This is a genomic window from Nostoc sp. FACHB-190, assembly GCF_014696905.1.
Lineage (GTDB): Bacteria > Cyanobacteriota > Cyanobacteriia > Cyanobacteriales > Nostocaceae > Nostoc_B.
Window position 1 is genome coordinate 22,673 of record NZ_JACJQW010000043.1, and the last position, 26,468, is coordinate 49,140.

Sequence of the window (26,468 nt, forward strand, 5' to 3'; positions counted from 1 at the left end):
GATACTGAAAGAATTCAGCCTTTTTTTTTGCGTTGTTCTGGTGTTAGTTCTTCGTTCGGTTTATCTCCAAAATCTGCAAAATCAGCAGGTGTTAAGCCACAACGAATATATAAAGGTGATTCAGTTTTTAAGGTACATACAATTTTGCCAGTGTGACGGTCAGAATAGTAGCGGTTGTTATCGCGTAATTTACCATTACATTCAAGTTTTGCTTCAACTACTTTTTCTGGTATCTCTACAAAGTTATAAGGAGCAACTGCTTTACGGTCATCAGGCACTTTTTCTAGATGTTTAGGATTCATAAATTTTTTCTTTTGTGAGAGATACAAGACGACTGAGAAAAATCCGAGCTACTCCATCTTGGTCATAATAAAAATAGTGATGTACTTCTAGTCGAAGTGGACGATACTGTTTCTGTTTATCCTGGCTAAAAGTAATCCCTGTGATGGGAGCAGCATATTTAAGCCCCTGAGAACCATCTGAAAGTATGGTAAAGTTACCGTTTGCTTTTCCTTGAGTACCCCAGAGAATTTGTGATTCTGGTATTAAACCTATTTTTTCTTGTTCAAGTAATTCTGATACTTGGCTTTGTAAAATTAGCCGCGATCGCCATTTTCCATTACTATTCCATAGTAAGACCTCACCAGCTTCTCCAAATATCCGGCATTGTTGTAATGTTGACAGACGTAATGTAGGAAAATCATACTCAGTAAAAGCTTGCTTAGAAGTTTCTAAAATGCCGCTTTCTACTTCAAAATGTCCCCAGACAACTCCATCCTCTGCATGAGCTAACACGTACCGTAACTGATAATCTTTAGTAATTGCTTGTTGCTTTAACCAATCCTCTAGTGATAGTTCAATTGTTTCTGTTGAAACTTCCTGACACAAATCTTGATTCATGGTGCTTGCTCCAAAAACTTTTTAACAAACTCTTCCATTTCATCTTTATCTTGTTTGCTGATTAGTAGTTTCCGATTCTCCTCAGAGATTACCCACTTGTGTTGTTGCCAAACTATAGTTGCTTCAACTCCCTGCAAACGTCCTCTCCCAATACTGCTAGTACCACCTATTGGTAAATCACCCGTCCATAAATCTTTAAGTAGCAGCAGAAGTAACCCAATTTCATATCCCTTTGGTTGACGTAGTTCCAGTTCTAGTTTTATATGCGCTGTGTTACTACTTGTATTGCTACTTTTTTTTAATTTACCTTTAACTTTATTAATTTTTTGACTATCCTCTTTTTTAGAGATACTAAAAACAGGTTGTTCCTGAAACAATGCTCCGTTATATGCTCCGCCTGTAAAACGGTCAATAGCAATTCGGCTTTGTACAATGTCAACTGTATTTTCTATCAAGCTTTCATGAATAACTAAACGACTAGCCTTTGCTTGTTTACTTTCTTCTTTAACAAAGCCAAATAGGTCATACACAATTTGTAAATTCTTATCTAAAGTATTCACTATTCTCTCGGCTCTATGCCACAGCACTCCTGCTAAACTTGTACCAGAAACAACTGGCTCAGGTTTGTCTTTTCTATAGGAGTGCAAATGTACCACATCGGGAGAACATTTGTTTTGAATTAAATCTTGACCAGAGCGAATGAGTAAGGGGCTGGCTAGTTGGAATTTGGCAGTGATGAAGAGGCGATCGCGCTTATCTGGCTTATCTACCTTTAGCTTCTGGAGGTGTGTATTACTCAATAGCTTGTCGCTTGGTAATTTAGTAGCATAAGGTTTACCCCAAGGTCTTTCAAATGTTAACCAAGCAATGCGATCACTATGTTTAGTTAAATCAAATTCCCAAACTTGCCACTCATCTACATGACAGCGACCAAAACCCCGTCGCTTTTTCATTCCAATAGCAATTTCACCATTCTTTAAACCTTCTAAAGCTAAAACAAATGCTTGTTTTAATTCATTCTCATCTTTATCTTTTTCAATTAACAACTCAAAGTTCAAAGGAAACTTAGTTCCTGCTGGCAAGAGTTCCAAGTCGTATTTTGCCTTGTGAGACGCAGTACCAGTTGCACCATCTATTTTGACTCCATCTCGTATTTCAACATTGTGAATAGTGCTACCTATTGCATCATGAATAATTAAAAGACTTTGACTATCTTTTTCTCTTAATGCAATTTTTTCTGCTTCATTTTTATTACTTTCATCCTTGTAAGCAAATAAATCACCAAACAATTTTGCAGCTATATTATCACGGCTTTCACTTTTCGTGTAATTACACTGATATTCATGTAAATAATTGCGTAAAGCACCAGCAATTGATGACCCTGTTAGTAAAGGGTTATGACTAATACTGTCAAGTAACAGCATCATATCTGTAGCACCTTCAGCATCACCATTTCCCAAACAAGTTGGCTTATCCAGAACCAAAACACCGCGTACAATGATGCGCTTAATAATATGTCGTCTTTCGCGTGTTCTATTCATCTTGTTTATCCTTTATCGCTTGTTTGGCAACCGCAATAATTAGCCGTAGGGTGTATTCTAGCTTCAGTTTTTCAACTAAATCTAATGGAACTGATTCACCTGCAACATTGACTTCTAAATAGCTTGAATTTATCCAACTATTGGGGTTATTTAACCATTCGTAAATTTGGATTTTGAAAGATTTATAATTAATTTTTGTGTCTTCAAATTGACTATTGGCATTTTTGGGTAAATTTCCCAGTAATTGAATAACTGGATTTTTGCTTCCCTGATTTAAAGATTGTCTACATACAATCATTAACCGGGAAAGTTGGCTATTGCTGAGTTTGTTGGGTTTGAGTTTATAATTATCAACCTTCTCTAAAAGTTGCCTATCTAGCTTTTGTTCCAATAATCTCTTCGCCATCTTTTGCGCTAGTTGACTGTCTTCTGAATTTGGGACTAGCTGTGGTTGCTCCCTGTTAGTTTCTCTTTTTGGTAAACAAGCATTAAATATTGCTTCTTCCTCTAGCCAATTGATAGCAATTCTTCCAAAACCATCAACCCGCCTTTCACCAATACCTTGATTTTCTACTAAACAAATTTTTTCTGAATCTAGTTCTCTATCTTCTTTATTATACTTAAATACAAAAACACTACCTGCTGCTAAAGCTGGGACTTGCGGTAAAGGTAATCCCCATTTACGGTTAAATCCCCCAACAATAAGACTACTGGTATAACTAGATTGTGGTTCTAACTTTATATCTAGTAATTCTTCTAATATCTGAGTTAATGACTCAACTTTTTGATTAATTTCATCTCCTGTTGAGTTTGGTGGCGTGGCAACATAATGACCCCATTTATCCCGTAAAATTAGATCGCTGAGAAGAGTAATACGGATTAGTTCTCTGTCGTTACGGTCTTCAGGCTCAATTCCCACTTCGTCCCAATAATCATGCTCTTCATCCTCTTCTATAGGAATAATCTGAGTATGTCCATATCCCGCACTTTGAGAACCGCCTAACCAAATTTCTTGTGGTTCTAGTAACAGCTTAATTTTTTCTATATCGTCAGGATCATCACAGAGAATTACAGCCTGGAAATATTGTTCGGAATCTAAAGCCTCATAGCGAAATATTGCACCATTATCTTCATCACCTCTGCCTTTTTTGCGATTTCGCATATTATGAATGTTAATGCGTCGCTTTTCTTTGTAAAGCACTATATCTTTATCATCTACAGTGCAAAAACTCTCATCTAGTGATTTGTATGAAATATCTTCTTCCGGTGTTTCGTAACTGAAATCATAAACAGTTATCTCGTCTAAATTGGAAATGTCATCACCCTTTTTCTTTAACCAAGAGCGCGGTACAGGTAGAGTGCGCTTTTGTTTTTGTTGATCGTACAAATAAGCATTTAAATATCGGGTATTACCATTAAAGAATAAACGCTTTATATCTGGATATTTTGATTCATCTAAAATATCATCTGTACTTTTTAAATTGTGACGTTGGAGATATCGACCAATCAACACTCCCCGAATCATGCTACCTGGAATATAAGGAAAAGATACATCACTGTTCGGGTCTCCCTGAAGCGAAGTTGCTAACAATGGTTGTGTAGTGTGCAGTAAAAAAGTAATTGCTTTCATCCCCTGGTTTCCTGCTCAAAATAACGAAAATGCTCTTGAGTAATTTCTTCACCAATTGAGTCATGTAGTATACAATGAACATGACCCCGACCCCGGTTACGTCCGCTACCAACTCTTTGCAGTGCTAATGTGCTGACTGCTAAGAGTGCTACCATATCTGCTGTTGGTTTTTTTTCAAATAACAATGGTGCGGTGAAGCATAAATCTCGCAAGATAACCCGACTAGAGCGTAAGCTATGTTCCACAGGTGCGCCATCTTCAGGGTCAATAGCAGTTTGACGGCGAATAGTGGTAAGAGAAGCAAGAACGTCTACTTCTGTGAGTCTTCTTTCCTGACCTCTGCGTTCTCTTTCCTGTTCTTGGTCAAGTTGAAGTTTTACAGCCTTTCGCAAGTCTTGGGGTAAACAAGCATCGCCAACGTGCATCTTGGAGATAGTTTCCAGGGTGCTACCAGGTATGCCAAATAAATGTTCGGCGGCTTGTTCCCAACGGGAAAGGGGTGGTTCAGAAAGCACACCAATCAAATTGTCGCATTCTTCACTCAACAAGCCTTTTAAAGTACGTCCACGTAAGTAGGGAAATCCGTTAGCATCATGCTCTACTTCTTGGTCGATTAAACCTGCTACTCCATCACCACGCCCAAAAGTTGTATCACTCAAAAGTAGCATTTTCAGGTAATAAATCTCCATCGGTTTTCTCCTTTAAAGGAATGTGAAATTCCATTGCTTCAATGGCATCAAAATAACCGCAGACTCTCGTATTTGTTCTGGGGTCTTCAGTCCAACCAGATTGATACAAGTCGTCATATTTTGATTTGCTAAATCGGGTTAAATATTTCTCATTCAAACCGTAAACCTGTAAAAACTGCTTTGTTTTATCTGAACCTTGCCGTAACTGTTCTCGCAAAGCTATCACTTTATTACGGCGACCTATCCAGTCAGGGTGCGTGTTGAATTGATTCACTACCTCAGAAAAATCATCCCAATTGCGCCAATCACTATCAGATTGCAAGTACAAAGGTCGCATGGTGAGATTTCCTTCCGTAACTTGATATTCTCGTTGACGGATATCGCTGATTGAACCTAACAAACCGCTAGGAGCAATGTGCCAATCAAGTGCAGAAAAATCTGATATTCCCAGTCGTTCTTTTTCAGAACGCACAAAGTTTTTAGCATTTCTGCACAGCGATTCACTTAATTGATATGCTCTAGCAAATGGATAATGTGTTTTGACAATTGCTATTCCTGCACAAGCTGTTAAATTTTTTCCATCTGCTACTTTTTGATCTGCAAATTCCTTCAGGTAAAGTGCTGCTAACGATAGTCCCAAGCGTCCATCACATACAAATGTAACGTCATCACCACCGTAAACTATTGGACGAAAAGGCAGATACTTTTCCCCATCTCTTTCTGTAATTGCAAACTGCTCCTGTAATTTACCATCTGCTAATTGGATAACTCTCTCAGCAACTTTTTTTAAAGCATTAACACCTGCCTGATTCACAGTTTTAGATAGTTCACGCATGGCAGTAATATACTCACGGTCTGTTTTACATTTCCTACCATGTTCTTTAAAGCGATCGCCCATCCCGTTACCATCAGCGTGAACTATAGCCATGTAACTACTTTTACCCTCAGTGCGGCCTAAATCATCAACATCATAAGGGACTATATAATTGCCTAGCGGCAAATTTTTAAATATAGTATCTTTTAGTTCTTGATTGGCTGGAGCTTTATTTTTAGGGTCAACGGCTCGGAGCTTTTCAACGATTTCTCTGGAGACTGGATAGCTAGTGGGTACACTGTAGCGATCGCTAGTATCTACAGCAGATAATCCAGTAGAAAGACAGTTAGCTGTAACTCCCAAACCTAGCAAAGGGACAGAAGGATTGTATTCGCGTTTTTTTCGCTCTAATTCTTTCATCAAACTATCAACAATTCCTGATAATTTGTTTCCCCACTCAAAGGGTTCACTGTGGGCTACTACAATTTTTAAGCCTGATGCTTCTTGCAATACTCTTTTGCTCAATCTTTTAGTAAATTTAATAGCACTTTCTTTATCTTTTCTGTCTTTGAAAAGAATAACTACATTACCACCTCCGGTATAGACTAATTCAGCATCAAGATTATCGTGTTCAATACATTTTTCTTCTTGTTTCGGTTCAGGAATATAAACATTTTCTCCAAATATTTGGCGTAAAGCGTACTTAACCCAACCATTGGTTGCTTGTTCTACTAAATACGATGCACCTATATTTTCTCGTAAACGATTACTTCCAAAAATATATGGTTGTATTCCTGTTGTATCAATTACAGTTGCTATGTATTTATTCATGGTGCGTAATAACGATTATTGTCGTCAATCCAATTTTTTATATATTTTTGAATATCATCAAGATGTTCACATCCAAAAACAATGATCTTTGGATCTTCTTTTTTTACTTCAGTATCAACTTTAAGTTCTGCTTCTAGTTCTTTGGGTTTGTCGTAACAACATACTAAAGCTACTCGCGCCTGTTCTCCACCTAATTGCTGCGCTCTTATATAAGCTTCAAATAGTTTGGATTTACATAAAGATTTACTAGCATCAGTAGTACAAGATAATGCAAATAACTGATAGCCCTTCATAAAGGCAACATCGAATTCAAATTTATCTTTTCCCTCTTCTCGTTTTTTCTTATCTCTGACTTTAAATGATAATCCTGTATCATGTATCAACCCAGGATTTGCTTGCGAAACCTCTTGAATTTTTTGCAACACGTAATGCTCTAACCAATTCCCTTGGAGCCATTCACAAAGATGCTTTAATTTCTCAAAACCAGCTTTATCTGCTGCTTTTTTAAGTGCTAACTCAGTTAGTGAAGAGTCTAAATATTTTCGGAGTAAATCACCAATTTTTTCTATATACTGTGCATGGTCTATATCCCAAAGAGCATTGCAATAATTACATATTTCTCTAATTTTTTGAAAGTTATTTTCTTTAAAATTTTCTAAGATATTCTTTCCTTCTTCCTGAATTTGTAGTTTATCTAATTCTTCAATTAACTTATAGCTGACGATGTCAGGATTTAAAGGAATTATTAAATCCTTTTCAATTTTACTAAGTTCTGAATTAACCTCCTTCTTCCATTCCCATTCAGATAGTTTATTAGACTTTTTTTTCAATATCTTTGTCCCAGGTTTTAGCACATTATCACACCACCAGTGCCACGCAATTACTACTTTTTTATCAGTATGCAGTTTTGCAAATTCTATTGCTAACTCAGGTAGTAATGGGTTAGTTATTGGTGTTGTTTCCCAGCGTAGATCATGCAAAGCAAAGATTTCTTTTAAAGAGAGTTTTATATCTACTGCTTCAGCTTTAGGAGAATCATTGTCCCTATCGATGAACATTTGTAAAGTTCGAGCATCTAGATAACTAAATACAGGATTCTGAACTCCTGAAGCCTCGAATAAAGCCCGATAACCGTGAACGGACATTGCCTTTGTCCCACCTGTATAATTCAAACCAAAAGTATGCTTTGGATGGTTTGTTAAAATATTTTTTACTTCCGTTTGGATTTTACTTTTAATAACACATGAGTTGGCCTCATGTTTGACCAATGAGATTGGTTTGACATTTATACCCTTTAAACTTCTTTCCAAACAAGCTGCTTTACTAGTTGTATCTGTGCTGTGTACCAAGTAAACAGTACCACCCTCCTTCAACAACAGCTTTGCTGCAACATAGTTGGGTAGAGGATTCTCACCAATCAGCAAAAACAAGTGGTCTACTTTGTACGGTTTAAACTCGGATGTAGTCATGTGGTAGATGTGTTTAGTTTTTTTAAATTGGCATAACCCATATTACACAGTATCGGAAGTACCCCCGTCCAATACCTGCTACTTTAGTAAAAACACTTGAGATACTTTAACTGATCATGAGTATAACTTTTACTAAACTTCCACACCCCCATCTACTACAACAGCTTGCCAATGGCTCTATAGAGCAAAATCATAATCTCTCTCGCGCTATACGGCTATGGGCATTATTACGCTGGCTATATAGTGATAAAGCATACGCTACTCTTGCTGACAACTTTACTTATAACGACTGGCGACAAGCTTTCTTTACTAAAACTCACAAGGATGAAAAACTAGCAGACATTCTCAACCATCAAGATCCCGACTGCGCTTGTATTAAAACGAGCAAACAATGGTTTTTAGAATGGGGAGTATCCATAGAAGAATGGCAGAATTTGTTACAAAAATATATAAATATATCAATTTCTGATATTGACAAGCTTTTGAATGAACCTTTGTTTGCTCAAGTCCGAAAATCCCTTCAAAGTGATTTAGATTTATTAGTTGCTCGAAAATGCTTACAACTGTTAAATAACACATCTGGTAGAAGCAAGCATTATTGTCGAGCAGGTCAACTACCAAATTTCATTACTTCAGAAAGTGTTGATAGTAAATTAACGCTAGAGAAACAAGCATATTTAGCGGGAGCATTAGGTATGTTTAGTTTTCTAGATCCTGCATATCCTTTATTAGCTGAGGAATTTTCAGAAGAAGTTGATGAAGATAATTATCGTGTTTTTTTATACGTTGACTATGTTGTACCGGAATCAAGCGATGTGCAAGACGCAGTTGATGAGATTCAAAGCGAATTGCAGGAAATTTGGAATACAGAAAACATTCAACCTCTTCTGCTGACGTATCACAGTGCCCATCAGAATCAAATTAAAGAATGTGTTGTTTATCCAGTTTGTATTTACTTTATGGAACGTGCTAAATACTTATGTACTTATGGCAATACTCCAAAAGGCGATATTAACTGGTATAAATATCGCTTAGATAGAATTATTTCTAAACGCCTTGAGTTTCTAGATTGGGAAGACATTCGTGTCCCGCAATTATTGAGAGAGAAGTATCAAGATAACAATCTGCCAACTCCTAAAATAGTGAACGCTCAGTTAAAAGAAGCATGGGGATGTGATTTTTATAAGGACAAAGCCTCAATGGTATTGCGATTTGAGCAAGATTTTCATCAACGCTATATTGATAGAATTAGTGTTCATGATACATTTACGCGAATTAGCTATGAAGAAACTCTTAAGTTAACACAACAATACACCCTAAATCTTGAACATCGAAAAGCTATTTTAGATATTATTCGATCGCGTCCTAGCACAGATGCTTATTACCAAGTTGATTACCGAATGGAAGACTACTATGTTGTTAGATGGTTACGTGCTTTAGGGTCAAAAGTAGAAGTTATACTGCCTTGGGAGATGAGAACAGAAATGGCTTTAGAAATTCTAAATACTTGGAATTTATATAAAACCTAATTCTAAGGGAGATATTGCGGGGTAATTAGGTTTGGAAACGGTTGGTAAAACTCGGATAAAAGTGGGGATCACTGGTTTCAGTCCCCTTGCGGGGTAATAGTCTTTGGAAACAGGCGTTAAAGTCGAGTTCACAGTTGAAAATGAATCACATGTTTCAGTCCCCTTGCGGGGTAATTGGGTTTGGAAACTTTGTAGCATTGTTACTTTCTGAACTAATAATAAAAGTTTCAGTCCCCTTGCGGGGTAATTGGGTTTGGAAACATGCTGATGACCGTGATATTGACGGCGATTCAATGTTTCAGTCCCCTTGCGGGGTAATTGGGTTTGGAAACGATATGAGCGCCGACATGATACCCGGCGCACCAGTGTTTCAGTCCCCTTGCGGGGTAATTGGGTTTGGAAACACAAGAAGCAGCTAAACTAAATCAACAACTAGAGCAGGGTTTCAGTCCCCTTGCGGGGTAATTGGGTTTGGAAACTTTAAATGGCTTGGACTGATATGCAAGCGTCACGTCGTTTCAGTCCCCTTGCGGGGTAATTGGGTTTGGAAACTTTATAGCCACTTTGGCAGAAAATAGATACTATGAAGTTTCAGTCCCCTTGCGGGGTAATTGGGTTTGGAAACATCCCGGTTGGGTCTACTGTTAGGATTCTTCCTCACTAGTTTCAGTCCCCTTGCGGGGTAATTGGGTTTGGAAACGGCTGAGGTTTGGGAGTGCGGGTAATGGGGAACTATCGTTTCAGTCCCCTTGCGGGGTAATTGGGTTTGGAAACTCCGACACATAAATTTCTTGAAATTTATCAGAGATTTCATGTTTCAGTCCCCTTGCGGGGTAATTGGGTTTGGAAACAGTAATTGAGGAGGAATCATGAGTGATTTTCTTTCTGGTTTCAGTCCCCTTGCGGGGTAATTGGGTTTGGAAACAAAATCATGCCGCAGCAACCAGCAATATTAATACTATTGTTTCAGTCCCCTTGCGGGGTAATTGGGTTTGGAAACTTACGTCCTGCTTGAGTTTGATAGTTATAGTCATCTTGTTTCAGTCCCCTTGCGGGGTAATTGGGTTTGGAAACTTGTATAAGAGGAAACGGGACTCCTAAGTATATTCTCTGTTTCAGTCCCCTTGCGGGGTAATTGGGTTTGGAAACTTAATGAGTGTAAAATGTCCAATGCTTCTTTTAGCGTTTCAGTCCCCTTGCGGGGTAATTGGGTTTGGAAACCCTCGGTTTTACTTTTGGTAGTAAAGCTCAAACTATTGTTTCAGTCCCCTTGCGGGGTAATTGGGTTTGGAAACCTCAAAATCTTTCTTCTACTTCGTTCAATCTATAGACTGGTTTCAGTCCCCTTGCGGGGTAATTGGGTTTGGAAACCTTCAGGTAGTCGCGGGCGTTAGCGTTCATACCTTTCAGGTTTCAGTCCCCTTGCGGGGTAATTGGGTTTGGAAACCTCTATATGGAAGAAGCCAAGTGCAGGAACTTTCTAGTTTCAGTCCCCTTGCGGGGTAATTGGGTTTGGAAACCACCATCTGATTCCATCTAATTGAGTTAGTTCCCGGGTTTCAGTCCCCTTGCGGGGTAATTGGGTTTGGAAACCTTAGCAAAGCGTACATTAACTCAAATTTTGGATGCTACGTTTCAGTCCCCTTGCGGGGTAATTGGGTTTGGAAACGCTTATTCTTTCTTTGTACCAATCAAATGTTTGCATGTTTCAGTCCCCTTGCGGGGTAATTGGGTTTGGAAACAAGTCTGCACTGGATAGCGATTGAAAAGATATAAACCAGTTTCAGTCCCCTTGCGGGGTAATTGGGTTTGGAAACTTGCTATCGCAAAGTAGCTCTCTCGCTGCTAGTTGTTTCAGTCCCCTTGCGGGGTAATTGGGTTTGGAAACTGCTCGAAGCTGAAACTGTTACAGAGCAAGCTTCCTGGGAAGCGATTTGACGAACCTCAAAAAAGAGTCGATTTCAGCCGCTATTATTGCAACTCATTCTCAACTTCCCTGATTGGTGAAACGCTGTAATTATTTTGTTGTCAAGGTTCTGGCGATTTTGACGAACCCCCCAGGGTTTTTGACCCCACTTCGACTTGCCAAACATCAAGCTGATTACCTAATCATAAGATGAGTATTTTCTATTGTCGAGTTTTTTTACACTTTAGATCAATCCGTAACCCCATATTCTTGCTCAATCACACTTAGCAGCTTTTCTTCCACATCAGTCAAATATGATCGCTTCAGTTCCCCCAAATACTTCAACATAGCCCTACCAGCTTCTTCCAAATTCTCGCTCTCCTGCAACCGTGTGATGCGATCGCACACCTGCTGCATCTGCTGGCATTCCTGGGGCAGGTAATCGAATGACTTGAGATGTTGCACCCCTACAGTAAGTTCACCATCCCAAAGCCTAACAGTGCAACTGAAGTCATGGACGGCAACCACTATGCACCAACAACCGCTTTTACCCCTGAGTTCGGGGTTATCCTTTGCAAGGATTTGGCAGACTTCACCGATTTGGTAGGTGTTGGGTAGTTTGGTACGCTCCATAATTCGTTGCACAACGTCCTTGACGATGCGGCCAGTTGGCACTTTGCCCTTGGCTTCTTCCACTGCCATTTGCCAAACTTCATACTGCTGTTGGGGTTCAAGCTTTGTGAGAGGGCGCACTTGTACTTCTGATGTGGGCAAAATTTGGGAACTATTAGTTCCCTTTTCTTCTGCTTTCTCATTTTGGGAACTATTAGTTCCCATTTTTATATTGTCAACTATCACTGAACCAGCTATTAAATAGTTCACATGACGGTAAGTATAGCTAAACCTGTCCTTACAGTATTCCTCAAATGTGCGGTGAGTCGATCTGTATAACCTGCGATCGCGCAATTCCATGAGTGCCTTACCCGCTTCAAAAAATGCCCTTTCAACTTTTCGTTCCAAAAACAAACGATCGCTCTGCTCCTGCTCGGTTAATTCTGGTACTTCAACGGCAGGAACGTCGATGGTTGCTGAAGCCGGGTCTTCTGAAGAGGCGATGTCTGAGTTGCTGGGCGTTTCTGGATTGCTGAATGTGGAGATGGTGTCTTTTTTACGCTTAAAAGGTGGCTTATTCATAAGTCCACCTCTTTTAATTAAGTATTAATGGCTCTAAGTAATTAACTAAACTCAGAGGATAAACCTGTTTAAAGTTCAGCATCCTCTTCAGCCTCCACAGATTCGTAGAGGTCTTTTGGTTGACAATCGAGTAACTCACAGAGTTTGGCTACACGAACGAACATTTTGACTCCATCTCGGCTTTTTTCCCAATTGCGAACAGTAGAGACATCAAGCCCTAACGCTTCAGCAATTTGCCGTTGAGTCAACTGTTTTTCTTCTCTGAGTTTTGCAATCCTAGACACGAAAATTTCTCCCATGCGCTAATTCATAGCATTATCTTACCATGTTTTTCTTCATGTGAAAAAGTTGACAGTGTGAAAAAGTTCACGCATAATGAGTATAGAGAAAGCACCCCCGACTACCAATCTGAAGTGCTTTCTCTTTCCCTATAAATAGGAGATTCCCATCATGCCACATACCACCCCTGCCCAGCAACCGCCCATCCGTTGCGCCTTACCGCACCTCAAAAGAATTGCTGCTGACGAACAAGCGATTGCTCAAGAAGAACTGAATCAGTACGTTGCGGAGCAAGCCCAGGCGATAGCCCCAACGACAGACTTCTTAACATCTCGTGACCGCCACATCATTAGCGAGATTATCCAAATAGAACCCGAATCAATCCGTACTCTGTGGATTGAAGGTGGAATCACCGTATGGGTTCAGTTGGTTGACGGCGGAAGATTAGCGTTTGAGCGAGACTGGTTTGCTTCACGGGTTGCAGAAGTTAAAGTAACATTACCCGAAACACCCAGAGAACGGAATGAACGCCTCAGCGAAGAATTAGAAACAGCTTGTCAGAAATACGGTTTGACACACGGGGAAGTGGACTGGCTTTCCTTCAGCACAACCTTATATGTGAACCGTCAGCGTATTGGCTTCCTTGGCTGTAATCTTCAAGGCCAATGGTATAGCCGACAAAGCCAGTTGGGAGGCAGTCGGACAGCTGTTGATATCGATGCGGCGATCGCTCTTTTGGGTGTGAGAGAAACTGTAGCGGCGTAGTACCGCAAGTAAAAAAGGCGATCGCTGTTGAGTTAACGGAGATCGCCATACAACTATGACAAATTGCCGAATTCCGCTACAAGGTACAGCAAATATGTCTTTCCATCAAGAAGCAGATTGGGGGGAGTGCTGCGAACCAATGCTTCTATCCCCAAATCATCAAAATACAGAGGTAATCGAAATTTCTGGTTACAAGCTCGTTTACTGTTTTGGCGCTTGTCCCAGGATCTACCGGATTTATCAGAGTGAACAGATGTTGGGTTTGGTTTTCGAGCATTTAACCTATTGGTCAAACGAAATCGATAATCAACAGTACGCCAAGCCACTGAACGCAGTAGTGGCAGTGGATGATTTTTTCAAAGCTGCAAGTATGGCCAAGAAAACTAACGAAAACATTGCAGCTTAATCAATTCAGCAATTCCTCATTTATCAACAAATTTATGCAACCTACAATTAGCATTCCAAAAGATTGGAAATACCCCAGATTTACATTTGGACAGCGCACACAGCAAGGATTAATTATTGGCTTAGAGTACAAACCTGCCGATACACAATTAGCCCACGAGTACGGTAATTCTTGGCGTTATACGGTACTTCCTGATAAGCATTCAGATGAAGTTCGCCATTACTCTGACGAGCAGATTCAAACCCTTTCCATTGCAGAAATACAAACACAACTACAGACAGAAATCGAAGAATATCAACAGCAAATCAAAGCACTTCAGCAGCAACTAGTGGCCATCTCAGGAGGTTCAAACGATGCCTAAAGTTATCGATTGTTATGTGGAAAGAACTGCTGCAAGACTACTGCGATCGCTCAAAGGTTCGGGTGGTGCTATTCCTCTGCACCGGATTCAGTTTTCGCAAACCATCATTCAGTATTTGTTGGACAAGAAATTAGTGCAAATCAAGAATACTGGACACGGCTTTTTGTTGGCAGTTGTCGAGAAATTTTAACTACACAAGGAAGTGACTCAAATGGATTCACCAGATTTATTGCTATTAGTTGAATCTGCTAAATATCTGATATCTCAAATAGAAAAACATCCTGATTATCAAGCACTTGACTATCACCCTGATCTAACCATTGGTGATGCTCAAACAGCACTCTCGTATTTGAAATGCGAACTAGAAGATAATCAACAGTCTTTAGTTTTAACTGAGAGTTCAGATTGAGAAAGCAATTGCCTGAATAAGGATTTGCATTCAGGTAATTGCTAAGGGAATTAAGTACATCTTTTTACGACAAACCAATTATTACATACTCCATAAGTTTGGAGGTTAAGGAATGAGTAACTAAATCAAATTAGGTCTAATCTCTATCAGCATAAAAGGCTGGAATACCTTGAAGTAAAGAAAAAAGACTTGGGGCAGGAGTAAAAATACTTCACCCTTAAATTTTACACTCTGCACCCATGTCTCTTTTTATTCCTATCTACCTCGATTAACTATACAGGGTTATCGCATGAGAGTCATTGTCACAGTAGTTGAAAGAATCACAAGCGAAGCTCACATTGAAATACCAGATGATCTAAACCAAGAAGTCATCAAACAGCAAATAGTAGACCTTTACAACAGTGGTCAAATGCAAACTGATTTAAATATTTCCCAAGTCGATTTTGAATCGATTAGCACACAAATTGTTAACGAAGTTCAAGCAACATAAACAACCTAATATTCTCACAACACTTTTTCTCTTGGTCAGATGAAAAGTTGGAGGTAATGAAATGAGTGCTAAATGGTCTAAAGAAGAGATTGCCATTCTTGAAGAAAAGGCTGATTTTTACACCAAAGAGCAAATAGCCAGGATGTTAAAAAGGCAAGGTTATCATCGTTCAACTATGGCAATTAAGCTGAAGTTAAATCGTTTGGGTTATTCTACACGCCCCACACTTGATAACTATAGCTGCCAAGAAATTGCCAAAGTCTTGCGTTTGGAAATGTCCACTCTCTGTAGATGGGTACGTCGTGGATGGCTTAAAGCTAGTAAGCGATCTGCAAGCTGTTACCAAATCAGAACTTGGCATCTCAAAGAGTTTCTAGACAATCCACCACATCAAATTAAAGAGCGCATTGCCTCTCTTGAGCCTGAAGCCATTAACTATCTTGTGGGGAAGAAATTATGACTTTTTTTGAATTCAAAATGCAAATTATTTTGAATTAGTTAATCTTTCAAAGCTATGGCTTCCCCTCTAATCTTTAATTTTTAATTTTGAATTTTGAATTGGAGCAAAGCGACATGAATAAAACTTTAACAAATCCAGAAAATTACACCTGTCACCAAATCGCCAGTATTCTATCTCTGAATTTATTAACTGTCAGACATTGGATTCAAAGAGGCTGGCTCAAAGCAAATCAAAGTTGTCCCAAATACTATCAAGTCAAACCGGGGAATCTCAAAAAATTTTTAGAAAACCCTCCGCATCAAATCAAACAACGCATTGCATCTTTAGATTCCGAAGCCATTAATTATTTGTTGAAGAGGAAAGTATGAAAGAACAAATTACAGATTTAGAAAGATGCTGGTTTTTATCCCCACCTTGGGGACAAGCCATACCGCCTGTTGAAGTCAATGTGTTAGAGAAAGTCTACATCAAAGACAACAGAACATTCGGCTACTGCTTGGGTGTGCAATGGTATGGCGATTGCTGGAATTACATTATTGAGGTCAAAAATGATTTCATCTATGCAACCAAACACCAAATTATTGCCACTGGTAATATACAACCCAGGATTTTGAAAAAACCTGCTTTCGTGTTGGGAGAGCGCGTACTGTTGAAAATTCCCAATCACGGTACAAAGCAAAGGTTAATTCTGGGGATTGAGTTAATCGAGAAGTCCTGGTTCTATCTGGTGGAATTGGTATTACCTACTTTTAAACAACCACTCATCACCACCAATCGCTTTTCTTTGGTGCGGGAAGAAGACTTAGCACGAGTCAATGTCTGAGCGATTTAAAACAGTTTGAACAATAACAGGAGAATCAATCATGCTGACACATTTATGGCGAGACTCCGAAATTAACCAAATGCCCCAAGATGAGGAAATAGGCAAGTACAGCATCCCCAAGGGTTATGTGAATGCAACGCAAATGTGCCATGCCAACAATAAATCTTGGGGACATTACAAAGAAAGGAAGTCTACAAAAGGTTACTGGGCAGCACTTTCCAACGACATCGGAATTCCGATATCGTCTTTAGTCATTGAAATTGATGGCTATGGCAGTTCTCAAGGAACTTGGGTTCATCCAGAAATAGCGATTGATTTGGCACAGTGGGTATCTGTTGAGTTTCGCTTGTGGGCTAACAGAACTTTGATGAAAGTGATGACAGGCCAAGAAACTGTACAGCAGCAATCTATGACCCAGATACAGTTACTCGCCGCGATCGCCCAACAAATGGCCGAGCAAGAACAACGTTTACTCCAACAGCAACAACAGCAAGCCGAAATCTTGGAAAGGCTCAAAGCCGTCGAAGTTGAGCAAGACAGAGTAAATACTCCCTGTGGTCACAAGTACAGCATCGTGGGTTTCGCTAATCTTCAAGGTTTAGAAATATCAGCAAAAGAAGCGAGTGCCAAAGGAAAAAAGGCCAGTGCTTTGTGCCGTAAACAGTGCATAGAAATTGAACGCATTCATGACCCCAGATTTGGCAGAGTCGGCTTGTATCCCGAAAGCGTTTTGATTGAGGTTTTCTGTGCCAACCAAAATTAAGTGATGGAGAAACCACCATGCAACAACTCAATTTATTTCCTGAATCCACACCAACCCTACCAGTCACCTATTACCCAGAATTCCTAACTGCTCAAGAATCCAACGAACTATATCAACACTGCCTACAACTTCAATGGCAACAAAACCAAATCAAAATGTTGGGGAAGACTTTGCCTGTCCCTCGCCTGGAATGTATCTACGGGGACGCGGGTTGTAATTACCTGTATTCCAAAAGTGTTTTACTCAAACCCCTGCCTTGGACTGACCAACTTGCCGAACTGAGGGACAGAATCATCGCATTTACTGGCTATAACTTCCGCATTGTTATCGCCAATCAATATCGTATTGGCTCGGACTCCATCGGATGGCATTCGGACAGTGATTCATCTATGGGACTTGACCCTGCGATCGCTTCCATCAGTCTTGGTGCTGTTCGTAAATTCCAGATTAAACCGATAGGTAGGAGTTCTACAGATTTCTGGTTGGAACACGGCAGTCTGCTTTTGATGCACCCAGGATGTCAGTCTACCCATGTACATCAGGTTCCGAAGACAAACAAAGTGGTGTGGACGAGGATTAATCTGACTTTTCGACCACACACCGGGGGCAGATAAAAACTACTTGTTCAATCACGCCTCCTTAATTGTTTTGAGTTTCAACCCAATTTTTCAGAATGGCGTAAAGTATTCGTGCCTTAGTTCAGGTGTACTAACAACCTGATTTAGTTTTTTAGCCAGTGTCAGTTTTCACTCTAGCGGTATGAGTGCATACCGCTAACTCTGTCGTGCGTCTATTGGAGGGAATTATGAGTCTTGAATCACATCACTTACAAGAATGGCTCAACAGTGGCGTTGATGAAGAACTGATTGCTTTGAATGTGCGATCGCTGTCCGGCAATGAAATCTATGAATATTTATTGTATGCCCTACCTCAAACTGCCCGACGAAACGATGGACGGTTACGAGATGGGTACTTACTTCGATATGCTGCCCTTACCAGAGTATGGTGGGCCAGTGGACTTGACCCTCACAATAATTGGCAACCAATGGAATGGGGACGGGCAAAACCTGATTGTCCCAGATTTGAGGCAGAAACTTTAAGGCAAGGGAGCAGGGGTGCAGAGGAGCAGGGGGGAAATGACAATAACCTCTCCCCAGCCCCTCCGCACCTCTGCCCCGAAGCTTCTTCTCTCTCCCCTGCCCCTCTGCACCCCTGCACCTCCGCTTCTTCCCCAAAACCCATCAAATACGAGTCCCCGCCCAAAACTCCCAACCGCGTCACATATTTCCGTGTTCCTCTGCACATCTGGCAAAAAGTATCCATGCGCTACGACGTGCCAATGCCCGATAACATTGTCATTACTCAAGAAGGTGAAGCTTTGGGCTTCTGGGCTTGGGTGATGGAAAATCCCCAGATTCCAGTTTTTCTTACAGAAGGCGAAAAGAAAGCTGGTTGTATGCTGTCGTTGGGGTATGCAGCGATCGCACTTCCCGGCATTTGGAATGGTCGAGTTGGTAAGGAAGGTTTTGAACGACTGCACCCTGATTTAGTGCCAATGGCCCAAGCCGAACGTAAATTCATCATTCTCTTTGACTACGAAACCAAACCCAAAACAAAATGGCAAGTCTTTCAAGCCACCCGCCGCACCGCCAACGTCATCACCCAACTTGGCTGCCAGTGTGAAGTGGCATTGTTACCAGGGCCAGAAAAAGGGATTGACGACTGGGTGGTGGCACTCTCGCATAAAGCCGAAAAAGCAGTGTCAGCCATGATTGCTGATGCTCTCACCGTTCAAGAATATCAAAAGCGGTTCTTCGCCAAGAAAACCAGAGGCTTACACAAGTATAAGCCGGATGTAACCGTTAATACTCGTTATTTGTCCGAGGTGATCAAATCCTTCCCAAAATCTGGGGTTGTTGGTTTGGCTTCAGATATGGGTACTGGTAAAACTGAACTTATGTCCATTGTCAGAAGGGATAACCCCGACTTGAGTTTTTTGAACAATGGGCATCGGGTGAACCTGCTCAAAAACCTCAGCGATCGCCTACAAACAGCAATGTATTCGGCGATCGCTTGCGGAGATTGGGCAAGGGCTAAAGCTTTAAGCATCACCGTAGATTCATTGTATAAAATGGCGAATAACTTGCAGGCTTACGATATTCTGTTCATAGACGAAGCTTGTCAATATCTCGCCCACTTGCTCAAGTCCAAAACTTGCAAGGAACACCGGGGGGCTATTCTAGAAGTACTAGAATATCTCGTGTACAACGCCAAGCTGGTAGTATTAGCAGATGCCCATCTTGATGATTTAACCATCGACTTTTTCATGAAGATGCGACCAGAAGGCGAGAAACCCTACATTATCAAAAACGAGTATCGCTCTGGTGGTCGTCAAGTTCATTGGTACGAAGGTGAAGACAGCAGCACCATCGTTGCCCAAATCCATCTTCAACTAATGTTGGGGAAAAAGCCGATGGTTGTCAGCGATAGTAAACGGTTCATCAAAAAGTTAGAACGTGCTTTGAATGAAGTAGCAGCGCAGAGATCAATTCGCAATTCGCAAGTCGCAAGTCGCAATTTTTTAAACTGCGAATTACCCGAAGACAGTACACCAGAATCAGAAGAAGATCGACAGCTTAGGATTTGGACTATTCACTCAGAAAACAGTGGCAGTGAAGAAAACGTCATTTTTATCAGGGAAATTAACACTGCCATTCAAGATATTGACGCGCTGTTAATTACTCCCAGCCTTGGTACTGGTGTTGATATTTCCACTTATCACTTTGATGTAATTTTTGGTGTGTTTCATGCTGTGTCCCAGTCTGCCACCGAATGCGTTCAACAGCTTTGGCGGTATCGTCCTAATGTTCCCATGCACGTTTGGGTTGCTCCGCGTCCACCCTTCGGTTACGCCGAAACTAACGCACGTCACATCAAAGAGAAAATTCTTCAGAAAAATGAAATGACTGCGTTTCTCATTCGTATTGACAAGGAAACGGGCAAGCGTGGCGCTGAGAAAGATTGGGCGCTAGACACATCTTGTCAGATTGAAGCACAAAGGAACTGGTCAATTAACAACTTACGTGCTGATTTGCGATCGCTGCTTGTTGAAATGGGCAATACGATTGTTAGCGCCGGGGACAATATGGATGAAGCGGCGCGGCACTTGATGAAGGCGGCGGGAAATGCCATTGATGCGGAGCATTATCGTAACGTTGCCAATGCCAAAGATATTGATAGAAAAACTTACACCGCAAGACAGCACCAGGATTATCTCAAGCCAGAGGAGGCGTTAGAGTGTGAAAAATTCCGTATTTGGGATACCTACGGGATGGCCGTCACTCCTGAGTTGGTGGAGAAAGACGACAGTGGGCGGTTGATTAAAAAGTTGGTTGCACTCGAAGCAATCTTAGCAGCGCCGGGGGAAGTAATCACAGATGAACACAGGCGGGAGTTCGTCACACCGCCGGATGTGGTTGCAGAAAGGGATCGCTCTGAACGAGATCGCTTGTCTATTTGTACTGACTGGGGTAATCACTCTACATCCTGGTTAATGCGTCATCGGTTGGGACTACGGGCGATATTGACGGATTTGATGGATGGGGTGGAGATTAAAGGCGATGAACCAATGATTCAGGCATTGGCGGATTTTTCTAAACGCAATGCACCCCACATTAAGGGTATCCTCAACTTAACAATCCCACTGGATGAATCCCCAGTGTGGATTTTGAGTCAGTACTTGGGTCAACTGGCTTTAACTACCCAGTCGCGGCGGCCTACCGAAAATGGTCAACGGGTGCGGTATTATCATCTTGACCCTGATGATGTAGCGTTTGCTCGTCAGGTGTTGGTGTATCGGCAAACACAGAGGGCAGAACGAAAACGGCGGCGGCAACAAGAGCAAGCGCAGAATGCGGCGTATGTGGCTAGGATGCAGGCTATGTATGGTAGCAACGCTCCGTCCAACCCCCCCATTAATGAAGATGGCAGTCATAATTGGGAGGGGATGGACGGACAAGAAAATTCTGTTGTTTCTTGGTGGCAGCAGGTTAAATCTTATGCTGCTGGGTTTATGGAACGAGTGAAAGATGGTGTGGAATCAATCAAAGAGTTCCTCTCCACCCTCACGAGTGATGAGCGTTGGGGGGTGATGGTGGCATTTGAGGAGCAAGAGCCGCAGATGTTTGGGCAGTTGGTGGCGGCGGCTCCTGAGTGGGTGGAGTGGATGGGTTAGCTAAAACAATTGCGAATTGCGAATTGGTATGATCTGCGGGAGATGATGCAGAGGTTTGGGGCGGGCAATGATGTTCTTTTACCTAGATTGACGCAAACAGGTTATTCTCAGAAAAAATTATTCCTAGGTATTCCAAATAATCAAGCACTTGATTAACGCATTGCTCAACAGTAAATTTATCAGTTTGACAAATAATGTCTGGATTTAAGGGTGCTTCATAAGGGTCAGAAATACCAGTAAAGTTTTTTATTTTGCCGTCTCTAGCTAATGCGTAAAGTCCTTTAACATCACGGGATTCACAAACTGCTAATGGAGCATGAACATAAATTTCAATAAAATTGTTAGTCGTCTTTTTGAGTTCATCTCGAACTGCACGGTAAGGACTAATGGCAGCAACAATCGCAATTATGCCATTACGACTGAGTAAGTTAGCAACAAAACCTATACGACGCACATTTATATCTCGGTCTTGTTTACTAAAGCCTAATTCTTGAGAAAGATGGGTACGAACAATATCACCATCTAGCAATTCTGTTTGGTAATTTTGCTTTTGTAGTTCTTGGGCTACCCCATTAGCAATAGTTGTTTTGCCGACACTACTTAACCCTGTTAGCCAAACAATTGCACCTTGTTGTTTGATCATAGGAATTTACTTAAACAAAAAAATTATTGGAGAGTGGGCAACTGTTTGCCCACTCAACAGATTCAAGCAAAAATCAAGTTATTCTGAGTCAACGTCGTCTCGAAGCCAGCCAGAATGTTTCAAGTTTGATTACCCAAACAATCCATTGTGGGTTGGGAAAAGACTACAGATTAACGAAATCAGCAGCAGTCAGCGTTGTAGTATTAAAACCAGTCACCGTTGCCAAAATTTCATGAGTAGAAGTTAGCAAGATGTTGTGACCTGCAAAGCTCAGTTGAGCAAAACTCAGACTACCAGACAGCCCGATGAAGTCATGACCAAGACCAAAATCGGTAATAATATCAGTACCTTGTTGGGCTGCTAAAATAAATGTATCACTACCAGCACCGCCAGTCAGTCGATCGCTACCAAAACCACCAAACAATAAGTCATTACCTCTACCACCATTGAGGGTATCATTACCATTCCCACCATTGAGGGTATCATTACCATTCCCACCATTGAGGGTATCATTACCATTCCCACCATTGAGGGTATCATTACCATTCCCACCATTGAGGGTATCGTTACCAGCATCACCAGTCAGAGTATCGTTACCATCACTCCCGAAAATGGTGTCATTACCATTCCCACCATTGAGGGTATCATTACCATTGTCCCCAGAAATGGTGTCATTACCATTCCCACCATTGAGGGTATCATTACCATCACCACCGAAAATGGTGTCATTCCCTGAAGTCCCAGAGAGAGTATCGTTGCGGTTAGTGCCAATAATATCAGAACTAGTGTTGTTCGGACTGGCAGCGATCGCCACAGTCGCGTTACTAGTCAGATTGCCATCACTCACAGTGTAATTGAAGCTGGCGTTACCACTGAAGTTAATAGTTGGGGTAAACACAATGAAATCATCCGCCGAGTTACCCTGAGTACCATTATCATTTAGTGCGACAGTACCGTTAGTTACACCACTCACGCCAGTAATACTGAGGCTGGTGCTATCAATATCGGTATCATTAGCCAACAGAGTAATAGCTTGGATAGTCACAGGGGTATTGAAGGCGGTAGTCAGACTATCATTGACCGCAACGGGTGCATCATTGACTGCTAAAACATTCAAGTTAAATGTACCATTAACACTGCCGCCGTTACCATCACTCACAGTGTAGCTGAAGCTATCAGTGCCATTGTAGTTGGCATTGGGAATGTAGATGAAGAAATCGTCACTGAGATTGTCAGGAGTGCCATTGTCATTGAAAGTCAGTATGCCATTGCTAGGATTGGCGAAGCTACTAATTCTTAAAGTATCACCATCAACGTCTGTATATCTACGCAGGATATTGCTGGCAAGGATGTTAAGGGCAGTATCTTCGTTGGTAGTAGCACTGCTTGCAAAGCCAAACACGACGTAACTTTGACCAGAATATCTACCGTTCGCGGTTGCTCTAGATGCCCCGATAATCAAGTCGTCAATGCCGTCGCCATTAATGTCCCCTGCACCGCTCACTGAGTTGCCTGAGTAGTCATTTGAATTAATCCCATTAATCACAAAGCCGTTATTGCCATCCAAGGAAGACAAGTTGAAACTGGCTCCAAAATTATTCCTACTGCCAAACACTACATAGCTCTCCCCTGCACCATACAGACCATTGGGGTCAGCACTACTTGCCCCAATTATCAAGTCGTCGATGCCATCGCCGTTGATGTCCCCCGCACTGCTAACTGAGATACCTGAGTTGTCAAACTCATCAATACCATTAATGACAAAGCCGTTACTGCCATTGAGGGAGGAAAGGTTAAGACTTGCTCCAAACCCACTACTGCTACCAAACACCACGTAGCTCTCTCCTGCGGAACTCTGATCGTTAGGGCTACCAGCAGTTGCCCCGATGATCAGGTCATCAATGCCATCGCCGTTGATATCTCCTGCATTGCTAACAGAGATACTTGAATTCACATTCGCATCAATGCCGTTAATGACAAAGCCGTTACTGCCATTGAGGGAGGAAAGGTTAAGACTTGCTCCAAAGTCACTCCTGCTACCAAACACCACATAGCTTTCTCCTGCGGAACTCTGATCGTAGAAGCCATAACCCCCCCTTGCACTAATAATCAGGTCATCAATACCATCACCGTTTATATCTCCCGCTCCACTCACCGTGCCATCTGAGAAAGCATACACATTGAAGTTGTTAATGACAAAGCCGTTACTACCATTGAGGGAAGAGAGGTCAAGATTTGCTCCAAACCCACTCCTGCTGCCAAACACCACATAGCTCCGCCCTCCACTTGTCGTTCCAATAATCAAGTCATCGATGCCGTCGCCGTTGATATCTCCTGCATTGCTCACAGTACCACCAGAGAAAGCAGACGTATTAGGGCTGTTGATTATAAAGCCATTGCTGCCATTGAGGGAGGAAAGATTAAGGCTGGCTCCAAACCCACTCCTGCTGCCAAACACCACATAGCTCCGCCCTCCACTCGTTGCTCCGATAATCAAGTCGTCAATGCCGTCGCCGTTGATATCTCCCGCATTGCTTACTGAACGTCCTGAATTTTCATAGGCATTAAAACCGTTAATAACAAAGCCATTGCTGCCATTTAGAGAGGAAAGATTGAGCGTGGGGCTAAATTCTCTGGCTTGACCAAAGACTACATAGCTAGAGCCAGCATAGGAACTAACAGGAAATATTCTAGGATCGCCAATAATTAGGTCATCAATGCCATCACCATTTATATCCCCTGCTCCACTAACAGAAGAACCAGCAAAAAATCCTGAGATGAAACCGTTTGCTTCAATACCGTTAATGACAAAGCCGTTGCTGCCATTAAGCTCAGATAAATTCAACACAGAAGCAAATCTAGGTGCATCATTTGCGCCGTTAATGGTCAGGGTGACGTTAGCTGTACTGGTAAAGCGCCCATTGCTGACATTGTAGGTAAAGCTTTCTGTGGCTATTTCACCGACAGCTAAATGTTCAAATTGAGCATTAGGGTCGTAGGTGAAAGTTCCATCAGCATTGAGGGTAAGTAAAGCACCTGAATCTAAAGTAATCGGAGTGCCAACCGTGATTAATGTATTGTTGACGCTAGTTATCCTTAAGAGGTTATTGTCTGGGTCACTGTCATTAGCTAAAAGCGAAAAATTGACACTGGTATTTTCGTTTGTAATCGCTGTGTCATCAATAGCAACAGGTCGATTAATAGAGGTATTTGCAAAACCAAACACCACATAGCTCTGTCCTGCATCAATGTTGATGGCGTTGAAACTGCCACTCCCTGTCCCAATAATTAGGTCGTCAAAGCCATCGCCGTTAATATCCCCTGCGCTCACCGAAATACCTAGTAAATCAGCTGAATCAATGCCATTAATGATAAAGCCATTGCTGCCATCGAAGGAAGACAAGTTGAGGCTGGCTCCAAAATTATTCCTACTGCCAAATACTACATAACTCTCCCCGGCAAACAATTGACCGTTGGGGTCAGCACCACTTGCTCCAATAATCAAGTCGTCAATGCCATCGCCATTAATGTCTCCTGCGCCGCTCACTGCGCCACCTGAGCCATCATACGCATCAATGCCATTAATGACAAAGCCGTTATTGCCATCCAAAGAAGACAAGTTGAAGCTGGCTCCAAAACCATTCCTACTACCAAACACCACGTAGCTCTCTCCTGCAAAAAACTGACCGTTGGCCCTGGCACTAGATGCCCCGATAATCAAGTCGTCAATGCCGTCACCGTTAATGTCTCCTGCACTGCTGACGGAGTTGCCTGATAAATCAAACAAATCAATGCCATTAATGACAAAGCCGTTGCGGCCATCTAGGGAGGAGAGGTTAAGACTGGCTCCAAAGCCATTCCTGCTGCCAAATACTACATAGCTCTCCCCTGCGGAATTTTGACCGTTGGGATCAGCACCACTTGCCCCGATAATCAAGTCGTCAAGGCCATCACCGTTGATATCTCCTGCATTGCTTACCGAGCTACCTGATAAATCAAACACATCAATGCCATTAATGACAAAGCCGTTACTGCCATTTAAGGAAGACAAGTTAAGACTGGCTCCAAAGCCATTCCTGCTGCCAAATACTACATAACTCTCTCCTGCACCATACAGACCATTGGGATCACCACGATAGGCTCCAATGATCAAGTCGTCAAGGCCATCACCGTTGATATCTCCTGCATTGCTTACCGAGCTACCTGAACTGTCAAATGTATCAATGCCGTTAATCACAAAGCCGTTGCTGCCGTTGAGGTCAGATAGATTCAAAACTAGATTAGCCATTGTTGTTAATCCTCTTTGTTGTCTTTACTTGTGTTGTCAGTAAA

At 41.7% G+C, this 26,468-nt stretch carries 24 protein-coding genes and 1 CRISPR repeat array; of the genes, 13 read left to right on the plus strand and 11 right to left on the minus strand.

The annotated features are described in order from the left end of the window. Positions 1 to 14 precede the first annotated feature (14 nt). From H6G28_RS37090 to H6G28_RS30160, 7 genes are read right to left on the minus strand one after another with little or no spacing between them, the layout of a single operon-like run. Positions 15 to 302, minus strand: a complete 288-nt coding sequence (locus tag H6G28_RS37090) for a hypothetical protein (RefSeq protein WP_242054677.1) — start codon at positions 300 to 302, stop codon at positions 15 to 17. Next, positions 292 to 900, minus strand: a complete 609-nt coding sequence (csx19, locus tag H6G28_RS30135) for a type III-D CRISPR-associated protein Csx19 (protein ID WP_190676421.1) — start codon at positions 898 to 900, stop codon at positions 292 to 294. The genes H6G28_RS37090 and csx19 overlap by 11 nt, the downstream gene beginning before the upstream one ends. Beyond that, the gene (locus H6G28_RS30140) at positions 897 to 2,441 is read right to left on the minus strand and encodes an RAMP superfamily CRISPR-associated protein (RefSeq protein ID WP_190676423.1); all 1,545 of its coding nucleotides are present in this window, start codon (positions 2,439 to 2,441) and stop codon (positions 897 to 899) included. The genes csx19 and H6G28_RS30140 overlap by 4 nt, the downstream gene beginning before the upstream one ends. Further along, entirely contained in the window at positions 2,434 to 4,071 is a 1,638-nt protein-coding gene (locus H6G28_RS30145; RefSeq protein ID WP_190676426.1) for an RAMP superfamily CRISPR-associated protein, read from the minus strand. The genes H6G28_RS30140 and H6G28_RS30145 overlap by 8 nt, the downstream gene beginning before the upstream one ends. After that, positions 4,068 to 4,760: an RAMP superfamily CRISPR-associated protein gene (locus tag H6G28_RS30150; RefSeq protein ID WP_190676428.1), complete on the minus strand. Its 693-nt coding sequence runs from the start codon at positions 4,758 to 4,760 to the stop codon at positions 4,068 to 4,070. Before H6G28_RS30150 ends, H6G28_RS30145 begins: the two co-directional genes overlap by 4 nt. Then, complete coding sequence (locus H6G28_RS30155; RefSeq protein ID WP_190676430.1) at positions 4,723 to 6,405, minus strand: Cas10/Cmr2 second palm domain-containing protein; 1,683 nt, start codon at positions 6,403 to 6,405, stop codon at positions 4,723 to 4,725. The genes H6G28_RS30150 and H6G28_RS30155 overlap by 38 nt, the downstream gene beginning before the upstream one ends. Further along, positions 6,402 to 7,874 (minus strand): Card1-like endonuclease domain-containing protein, encoded by a 1,473-nt coding sequence (locus tag H6G28_RS30160; protein ID WP_190676432.1) that lies wholly within the window; start codon positions 7,872 to 7,874, stop codon positions 6,402 to 6,404. The genes H6G28_RS30155 and H6G28_RS30160 overlap by 4 nt, the downstream gene beginning before the upstream one ends. Positions 7,875 to 7,990: 116 nt before the next feature. On the opposite strand from H6G28_RS30160, the gene H6G28_RS30165 reads away from it, so the two are divergent. Then, positions 7,991 to 9,403, plus strand: coding sequence for a TIGR03985 family CRISPR-associated protein (locus H6G28_RS30165; RefSeq protein WP_190676433.1), 1,413 nt, complete (start codon positions 7,991 to 7,993; stop codon positions 9,401 to 9,403). A 74-nt stretch (positions 9,404 to 9,477) separates the two neighbouring features. Beyond that, positions 9,478 to 11,291: a CRISPR direct-repeat array (repeat unit 37 nt; unit sequence GTTTCAGTCCCCTTGCGGGGTAATTGGGTTTGGAAAC). 267 nt (positions 11,292 to 11,558) lie between these two features. On the opposite strand, the gene H6G28_RS30170 is transcribed toward H6G28_RS30165, so the two are convergent. Together H6G28_RS30170 and H6G28_RS30175 are read right to left on the minus strand one after the other, a co-directional pair. Further along, the gene (locus H6G28_RS30170) at positions 11,559 to 12,503 is read right to left on the minus strand and encodes a hypothetical protein (RefSeq protein WP_190676435.1); all 945 of its coding nucleotides are present in this window, start codon (positions 12,501 to 12,503) and stop codon (positions 11,559 to 11,561) included. 68 nt (positions 12,504 to 12,571) lie between these two features. After that, complete coding sequence (locus tag H6G28_RS30175) at positions 12,572 to 12,787, minus strand: helix-turn-helix domain-containing protein (protein WP_313950023.1); 216 nt, start codon at positions 12,785 to 12,787, stop codon at positions 12,572 to 12,574. Between the two features lie 166 nt (positions 12,788 to 12,953). On the opposite strand from H6G28_RS30175, the gene H6G28_RS30180 reads away from it, so the two are divergent. The 12 genes from H6G28_RS30180 (at position 12,954) to H6G28_RS30235 (ending at position 21,493) form a co-directional block, all read left to right on the plus strand. Next, on the plus strand, positions 12,954 to 13,547 hold the full coding sequence (locus tag H6G28_RS30180) for a hypothetical protein (protein ID WP_190676439.1): 594 nt from the start codon (positions 12,954 to 12,956) through the stop codon (positions 13,545 to 13,547). 55 nt (positions 13,548 to 13,602) lie between these two features. Continuing rightward, complete coding sequence (locus H6G28_RS30185; protein ID WP_190676441.1) at positions 13,603 to 13,953, plus strand: hypothetical protein; 351 nt, start codon at positions 13,603 to 13,605, stop codon at positions 13,951 to 13,953. A 34-nt stretch (positions 13,954 to 13,987) separates the two neighbouring features. Then, positions 13,988 to 14,314: a hypothetical protein gene (locus tag H6G28_RS30190; RefSeq protein ID WP_190676443.1), complete on the plus strand. Its 327-nt coding sequence runs from the start codon at positions 13,988 to 13,990 to the stop codon at positions 14,312 to 14,314. Further along, positions 14,307 to 14,504: a hypothetical protein gene (locus H6G28_RS30195; protein ID WP_190676445.1), complete on the plus strand. Its 198-nt coding sequence runs from the start codon at positions 14,307 to 14,309 to the stop codon at positions 14,502 to 14,504. Before H6G28_RS30190 ends, H6G28_RS30195 begins: the two co-directional genes overlap by 8 nt. Positions 14,505 to 14,525: 21 nt before the next feature. After that, the gene (locus tag H6G28_RS30200; RefSeq protein ID WP_190676447.1) at positions 14,526 to 14,723 is read left to right on the plus strand and encodes a hypothetical protein; all 198 of its coding nucleotides are present in this window, start codon (positions 14,526 to 14,528) and stop codon (positions 14,721 to 14,723) included. Positions 14,724 to 15,012: 289 nt separating this feature from the next. Next, complete coding sequence (locus tag H6G28_RS30205) at positions 15,013 to 15,213, plus strand: hypothetical protein (protein WP_190676449.1); 201 nt, start codon at positions 15,013 to 15,015, stop codon at positions 15,211 to 15,213. A 61-nt stretch (positions 15,214 to 15,274) separates the two neighbouring features. Then, entirely contained in the window at positions 15,275 to 15,673 is a 399-nt protein-coding gene (locus tag H6G28_RS30210; RefSeq protein WP_242054678.1) for a hypothetical protein, read from the plus strand. A 113-nt stretch (positions 15,674 to 15,786) separates the two neighbouring features. Next, on the plus strand, positions 15,787 to 16,041 hold the full coding sequence (locus H6G28_RS30215) for a MerR family transcriptional regulator (RefSeq protein ID WP_190676451.1): 255 nt from the start codon (positions 15,787 to 15,789) through the stop codon (positions 16,039 to 16,041). Next, positions 16,038 to 16,496: a DUF1392 domain-containing protein gene (locus H6G28_RS30220; protein WP_190676453.1), complete on the plus strand. Its 459-nt coding sequence runs from the start codon at positions 16,038 to 16,040 to the stop codon at positions 16,494 to 16,496. The genes H6G28_RS30215 and H6G28_RS30220 overlap by 4 nt, the downstream gene beginning before the upstream one ends. A 40-nt stretch (positions 16,497 to 16,536) precedes the next feature. Continuing rightward, positions 16,537 to 17,259, plus strand: coding sequence for a KilA-N domain-containing protein (locus H6G28_RS30225; protein ID WP_190676455.1), 723 nt, complete (start codon positions 16,537 to 16,539; stop codon positions 17,257 to 17,259). A 17-nt stretch (positions 17,260 to 17,276) separates the two neighbouring features. Next, positions 17,277 to 17,873: an alpha-ketoglutarate-dependent dioxygenase AlkB family protein gene (locus tag H6G28_RS30230; RefSeq protein WP_190676457.1), complete on the plus strand. Its 597-nt coding sequence runs from the start codon at positions 17,277 to 17,279 to the stop codon at positions 17,871 to 17,873. A gap of 191 nt (positions 17,874 to 18,064) precedes the next feature. Further along, positions 18,065 to 21,493 carry a plasmid replication protein, CyRepA1 family gene (locus H6G28_RS30235; RefSeq protein ID WP_190676459.1) on the plus strand — a complete coding sequence of 1,143 codons (3,429 nt, stop codon included), beginning with the start codon at positions 18,065 to 18,067 and terminating at the stop codon, positions 21,491 to 21,493. An 82-nt stretch (positions 21,494 to 21,575) separates the two neighbouring features. Here H6G28_RS30235 and cysC read toward each other — a convergent pair whose 3' ends face one another. Together cysC and H6G28_RS30245 are read right to left on the minus strand one after the other, a co-directional pair. Beyond that, a complete protein-coding gene (gene cysC / locus H6G28_RS30240) occupies positions 21,576 to 22,133 on the minus strand; it encodes an adenylyl-sulfate kinase (protein WP_190676477.1) in 558 nt (185 codons plus the stop codon). A gap of 166 nt (positions 22,134 to 22,299) precedes the next feature. Then, positions 22,300 to 26,424: a beta strand repeat-containing protein gene (locus H6G28_RS30245; RefSeq protein WP_190676461.1), complete on the minus strand. Its 4,125-nt coding sequence runs from the start codon at positions 26,422 to 26,424 to the stop codon at positions 22,300 to 22,302. Positions 26,425 to 26,468 lie beyond the last annotated feature (44 nt).

Coding starts and splice junctions, on each gene's coding strand:
- H6G28_RS37090 (WP_242054677.1), bottom strand. CDS start 302: ATGAATCCTAAACATCTAGAAAAAGTGCCTGATGACCGTAAAGCAGTT.
- csx19 (WP_190676421.1), bottom strand. CDS start 900: ATGAATCAAGATTTGTGTCAGGAAGTTTCAACAGAAACAATTGAACTA.
- H6G28_RS30140 (WP_190676423.1), bottom strand. CDS start 2,441: ATGAATAGAACACGCGAAAGACGACATATTATTAAGCGCATCATTGTA.
- H6G28_RS30145 (WP_190676426.1), bottom strand. CDS start 4,071: ATGAAAGCAATTACTTTTTTACTGCACACTACACAACCATTGTTAGCA.
- H6G28_RS30150 (WP_190676428.1), bottom strand. CDS start 4,760: ATGGAGATTTATTACCTGAAAATGCTACTTTTGAGTGATACAACTTTT.
- H6G28_RS30155 (WP_190676430.1), bottom strand. CDS start 6,405: ATGAATAAATACATAGCAACTGTAATTGATACAACAGGAATACAACCA.
- H6G28_RS30160 (WP_190676432.1), bottom strand. CDS start 7,874: ATGACTACATCCGAGTTTAAACCGTACAAAGTAGACCACTTGTTTTTG.
- H6G28_RS30165 (WP_190676433.1), top strand. CDS start 7,991: ATGAGTATAACTTTTACTAAACTTCCACACCCCCATCTACTACAACAG.
- H6G28_RS30170 (WP_190676435.1), bottom strand. CDS start 12,503: ATGAATAAGCCACCTTTTAAGCGTAAAAAAGACACCATCTCCACATTC.
- H6G28_RS30180 (WP_190676439.1), top strand. CDS start 12,954: ATGCCACATACCACCCCTGCCCAGCAACCGCCCATCCGTTGCGCCTTA.
- H6G28_RS30185 (WP_190676441.1), top strand. CDS start 13,603: ATGACAAATTGCCGAATTCCGCTACAAGGTACAGCAAATATGTCTTTC.
- H6G28_RS30190 (WP_190676443.1), top strand. CDS start 13,988: ATGCAACCTACAATTAGCATTCCAAAAGATTGGAAATACCCCAGATTT.
- H6G28_RS30195 (WP_190676445.1), top strand. CDS start 14,307: ATGCCTAAAGTTATCGATTGTTATGTGGAAAGAACTGCTGCAAGACTA.
- H6G28_RS30200 (WP_190676447.1), top strand. CDS start 14,526: ATGGATTCACCAGATTTATTGCTATTAGTTGAATCTGCTAAATATCTG.
- H6G28_RS30205 (WP_190676449.1), top strand. CDS start 15,013: ATGAGAGTCATTGTCACAGTAGTTGAAAGAATCACAAGCGAAGCTCAC.
- H6G28_RS30210 (WP_242054678.1), top strand. CDS start 15,275: ATGAGTGCTAAATGGTCTAAAGAAGAGATTGCCATTCTTGAAGAAAAG.
- H6G28_RS30215 (WP_190676451.1), top strand. CDS start 15,787: ATGAATAAAACTTTAACAAATCCAGAAAATTACACCTGTCACCAAATC.
- H6G28_RS30220 (WP_190676453.1), top strand. CDS start 16,038: ATGAAAGAACAAATTACAGATTTAGAAAGATGCTGGTTTTTATCCCCA.
- H6G28_RS30225 (WP_190676455.1), top strand. CDS start 16,537: ATGCTGACACATTTATGGCGAGACTCCGAAATTAACCAAATGCCCCAA.
- H6G28_RS30230 (WP_190676457.1), top strand. CDS start 17,277: ATGCAACAACTCAATTTATTTCCTGAATCCACACCAACCCTACCAGTC.
- H6G28_RS30235 (WP_190676459.1), top strand. CDS start 18,065: ATGAGTCTTGAATCACATCACTTACAAGAATGGCTCAACAGTGGCGTT.
- H6G28_RS30245 (WP_190676461.1), bottom strand. CDS start 26,424: ATGGCTAATCTAGTTTTGAATCTATCTGACCTCAACGGCAGCAACGGC.